This window comes from Bacillus sp. 204(2023), assembly GCF_037027505.1.
Taxonomy (GTDB): Bacteria; Bacillota; Bacilli; order Bacillales; family Bacillaceae; genus Bacillus; species Bacillus subtilis.
In genome coordinates this window covers 471,512-475,891 of sequence record NZ_JAXCHE010000002.1, presented here as the reverse complement: position 1 = coordinate 475,891, position 4,380 = coordinate 471,512, and the positions used below count along the sequence as shown (strand labels likewise).

The window sequence follows — 4,380 nt, the reverse complement described above, 5'->3', positions numbered from 1 at the left end:
CACGCTGCCTCCATTTCACCTGCGAAATTTTTATATATTTTCAGTTAATTCCCATATAAACCTTTGATTCTACTTTTGACTTCTTCATGATGAAATGTTTTCTCATGCATCATCAATTCCTGTTCAATGACGCGCGGCAGCTGATCGCGAAGCGGGGCAACCAAATGATCTTTCAGTGTAACCAGTGAGTTTCTCGGCTTTTCCGCCAGTTCTTGCGCCAGCTCCACTGCATAATCTAACACTTCTGCACGGGGCAGCACCTTAAAGGGAACCCCTCTTTTTTCAAGATCAGCTCCGCGGTAGCTGCCCGCATTCAATAATATTTCCTGGGCCAGGCTGAAACCCAGTTTTTTAGGAACGATAAAGGTAGCGCCCATTCCAGGCGTAAATCCGTATTTCATAAAATTAGCCGTATACACGCTTTCTCTGCTCAGAATGACTATGTCAGCAAAGAGCCCCATGACAAAGCCGCCTCCAATTCCATGGCCCTGCATTGCCGCAATAACTGGAATCTCACAATCCAGCGCCAGAGAATAAAGATTGTCATCTGTGAACTTGGTCAATCCCTGTTGAATTCGTAGCAGTCCTTCTTGCGTTCCTCCTGAAGCAAAATAATTATCATATCCTGTCAAAATGACCGCTTTGTATTTGGGGTTCTGCCGTATGTATTCAAACGCTTGAATTAAACCGTCTGTAAGTTCTTGTGAAAACGCGTTTTTATGAGTGCGATCTTGCATCTTTACCTGAATAATGGCGGGTTCAATTTCGATAAGCTCTACAACAGAATGCGTCATGATGTCCTCCTAACGGTTCTGATTGTCATTTTTAAACGGTTACTGATCCTCCCATGGGAATTGTCCTGTTTCAACATACCTGATGATTCCCATTTGGTTTTGAGGATCAGAAAACATGTTTTGATTTGCAGTTAAAGCGGTGGCTTTCGCACGACTGACTTGATGATCAAGTGAGCTCATAAACTGTTTATAATGTGCGATTCCTTTTTTATTCAGCCTCCGCAAACGCAATAAATGCTTTCTCAGCAGCACGTCACTTTCAGCATCAAAAGCATCTATTAACCCCCATTCACTGGCTTCCTGAACGGAAATCGGCTTTGTCATAAGCGTCATATAATGCGCTTTCTGCCGGCCGATACGGCGGATCAGAAACGGTAAAACACAAGCAGGGTACAAGCCGAATAGCAGCTCAGAGAGACTGAATGACGCCGTCTGATCAGCAATGGCAATATCTGTGGCAGATACAAATCCAAGACCGCCGGCATTCACTTTTCCCCTGACATGCGAAATCGTGACATAAGGGCCGGTCTGCAATTTCAGCCACAAATCATAGAGAGGCTCTTGGGAGCTTGCCTGTTTTCTGCCCCTTTTCAATTCCTGATAAATTTCTTGAAAATCCGCTCCGAAACAAAACACCTCGGGAAGCCCCTCTAAAACGACAACCGTCACCGTTGATGTTTCACATTGGTTTAACACTTGCAAGCATTCTTCTATCAGCGTGTCATTAATCGTATTATTCGCTTCAGGACGGTGAAAGGTAATATAGCAAACCGACGCTTGAAAGCGGACCTTTATCGTTTGATAGGTCACGAGATCCACCTGTACTTCCGATGAAACTCAGAAATTTCTTCTAAAAACAAGCGCGGCTTCTCTTGAGTGGACTGCATGATGCCCGGTATCATCTCAAAGTCCAGCTTTACATTGCGCGTCCCAAACCGCACCATCCCGCTCCCCTTAAACAATAGCTCATACTCTTCCATGGAGAGCTGATACCGGCGGTCCAAATGCTTCTCAATACCAAATGTTCGCTGACGCTCCTGGCCTTGCGGAGTTGTAATTCCGCTGTAAAATTCAGAACAGCAGCCGGATCCGTAGGAAAAACAGCCAATTCGTTTAGGGGAATCAAACCTCCCTTGGTCTATCGTGCTGGCCAATGCCAGAAACAAAGCTGCCCCCATAATATTTCCAACCCGTTGACAGTAGTTTAAACCTGGTTTTACCCGAGTTAAAAAATCCGGCTCAATCCCGGATGTTTTCACCTTCGCCACCTTACGCATCATTGTCCGGTGCGCACCTTTCACCATCCCGCCAAAGGGCGTATGGTAAGCAAGATATTGAAACGTGTCCTGATAATTGGCACCCGGTACACGCTTTTGATATTCCAGAAAGGTCTGTTCGCAGCAATCCAAATATGACATTAAAGACAGATCAGAATCTCCCGCTTCACTGTCGGGAATGGGGCGGCACGTGTCCATCACTTCATAGCCGTAATAACCATTTGCTCCGGGATCTATCTGAAACACCTCGGGATTTTCGCCAACTAAAACGGCCACCGCTCCCGCTCCGGCGCTCGGTTCCGCATAAGACCAATCTTCGCTTAAAGCGTCTCCGCCCTCAGCGATTAAAAAACGTGAAATATCACTGGCGATAACCAGTGCTTTGGCACCCGGAGAAGTCTGGGATAATATAAAATTCACCGCCATCTGAAATCCCGCTGTCCCTGAATAACACGCCTGTTTAACCTCAAACAAACGGCAGTTGCGGTTGAGACCTAAATATTCATGGATATATGTACTTAACGATTTCCCAAAGTCGATCCCGGATTCAGAGCAAGTGATCAGCAATTCAATCCGGTCCTTCTCTGCTTCAGATAAAGCATCAATAATCGGCTTAGCTGCATTGACTCCGAAGGTCACGGGATCTTCATAAGGCAGTGCTACCGCTTTTTCTTTCATTAATAAGTTTTCAAATCTCGCAGTATCTAAGTGTCTGTATTTGGCCAGCTCCATGACATCAAGGTATGCCGTTCCGCCAAAGACATTCATCGCTTCTATTCCGGCTGAAACCATTTATGATTCGCCTCCACATTTCTCAATGTTTTGTATACAAACCGCGGTGTTCATTCCGCCAAACCCCATGCTTAAGCTCAGCGCATTTTTGATGCGGTATGAAATCGATTTCTCATTTACCCAATGAAAGGAATCATCGATTGGATGATCCAAATTCCTGCTCGGATGCAGGGCAGATTTTTTCATTTGCAGCAAAACAGAAATAATCTCTACGATGCCCGCCGCACTAAGCCCGTGTCCGGTTATCGATTTTGTTGCATTGATATAAGCATGGGAAAGCCGGCATGCACGGAGCGCCTTTAATTCTATTTCATCTCCAATAAAAGAGCCTGTTCCATGAGGATTAATATAATCAATATCTTCTGGTAAAAGCCTGGCACGCTCCAGTGCCTTCTGTATGACATGAATCTCTCCTTCTAATGAAGGATCAGGATTCCGGTTTCCGTCCAGTTTGATTGACCAGCCAGACAATGCTGCATAAGGTTTAAGACCTCTTCGTAAAGCCGTCTCCTTTCGTTCTATTACCAATGCACCGCACGATTCTCCATAGATAAACCCGTCTCTGTTTTGATCGAAGGGACGGCACGCTTTTTCAGGTTCATCAGCATATTTGTCCGTCCCCATAGCGCCTAAAGCCCTTAGCGCCTCGCATTCCATATGAGAAAGATCCATTAAAGCACCAAGTGCTATGCAAGTATCAACTTCGCCTGACAGGACTTGCTGAATCGCATGAATGACTGCTAACTGGCCGCTGGCCGAAGCTCCTCCCACCGTATATGCTAATCCCGTGATGCCAAACTGATCTGTACATATCCCGCAAAGATCGCTGTCCATGAAAGACAGACCATACGCCGGAGAAATAAAACCGGAGCGGTCTTGATACCTTTCATAAACTTCAAAGTTTTCTCTCTGTTGAAAATTTGATCCGCCAACAACCAGTCCGATACGTGAGGAATCTGCATCGTCCAATTCAGCCTCCTCCCAAGCCTCTGTGAGAGTTACCAATGCAACGCGGCTGGAGAATGATGCTTTTCGCAACATTTTTTTAGAGAGTCGGTCAGGATAAGACAATGACGCAATTTCGGCTCCGATAAACCGGCTGTCTTTTTGTCTGCCTGAACGCTTCATGACATCAAAGGCATGTCTGCCGGACAAGAGCGAGGAAGCAAAGTCCTCTTTCCCTTGACCGATAGAGGCCGTGACGCCTACACCGGTCACCACCACCTCAGGCAGATTGCACTTTGTCATAAAGCACCTCAGCTAATTCACCGATGTTTTTCACCCCGGATAGCTCAATGCGAGGGATTTTTAACGATAAATCCTCTAGCACCATCGTGATAATTTCAGCTCTGTCTACAGAGTCAGCTCCTAGCTCAACTAACTGATCTTCAGGCTCAAATCTGTGTCCGTCTAATTCAGGAAGCACCTCGCAAATATTGGTGATTAGTACTTCAAAGATTCTCTGTTTATCCATAATACGCTCTCTCCTTCAAAGGGATTATTTTAATGATTTTTAT

General features: G+C 45.6%; 5 protein-coding genes. All 5 read right to left on the bottom strand.

Annotated elements, in window-relative coordinates; genetic code table 11:
- Nucleotides 1-44 precede the first annotated feature (44 nt).
- The 5 genes from WA279_RS06850 to WA279_RS06830 are packed head-to-tail and all read right to left on the bottom strand — an operon-like array spanning nt 45 to nt 4,337.
- Nucleotides 45-794: a polyketide synthase gene (locus WA279_RS06850; protein ID WP_268549398.1), complete on the bottom strand. Its 750-nt coding sequence runs from the start codon at nt 792-794 to the stop codon at nt 45-47.
- Between the two features lie 39 nt (nt 795-833).
- Entirely contained in the window at nt 834-1,613 is a 780-nt protein-coding gene (locus WA279_RS06845) for an enoyl-CoA hydratase/isomerase (RefSeq protein WP_080009804.1), read from the bottom strand.
- Complete coding sequence (gene pksG, locus WA279_RS06840) at nt 1,601-2,863, bottom strand: polyketide biosynthesis 3-hydroxy-3-methylglutaryl-ACP synthase PksG (protein ID WP_033883755.1); 1,263 nt, start codon at nt 2,861-2,863, stop codon at nt 1,601-1,603. The genes WA279_RS06845 and pksG overlap by 13 nt, the downstream gene beginning before the upstream one ends.
- A complete protein-coding gene (pksF, locus tag WA279_RS06835) occupies nt 2,864-4,111 on the bottom strand; it encodes a polyketide biosynthesis malonyl-ACP decarboxylase PksF (protein ID WP_336154757.1) in 1,248 nt (415 codons plus the stop codon). It abuts the gene before it with no gap.
- Nucleotides 4,089-4,337 carry an acyl carrier protein gene (locus WA279_RS06830; protein WP_003231809.1) on the bottom strand — a complete coding sequence of 83 codons (249 nt, stop codon included), beginning with the start codon at nt 4,335-4,337 and terminating at the stop codon, nt 4,089-4,091. Before WA279_RS06830 ends, pksF begins: the two co-directional genes overlap by 23 nt.
- Between the last annotated feature and the right edge of the window lie 43 nt (nt 4,338-4,380).

What these genes read in the sequence shown, in the direction of transcription:
- WA279_RS06850 (WP_268549398.1), bottom strand. Translation starts at nt 794, where the DNA reads ATGACGCATTCTGTTGTAGAGCTTATCGAAATTGAACCCGCCATTATT.
- pksG (WP_033883755.1), bottom strand. Translation starts at nt 2,863, where the DNA reads ATGGTTTCAGCCGGAATAGAAGCGATGAATGTCTTTGGCGGAACGGCA.
- pksF (WP_336154757.1), bottom strand. Translation starts at nt 4,111, where the DNA reads ATGACAAAGTGCAATCTGCCTGAGGTGGTGGTGACCGGTGTAGGCGTC.
- WA279_RS06830 (WP_003231809.1), bottom strand. Translation starts at nt 4,337, where the DNA reads ATGGATAAACAGAGAATCTTTGAAGTACTAATCACCAATATTTGCGAG.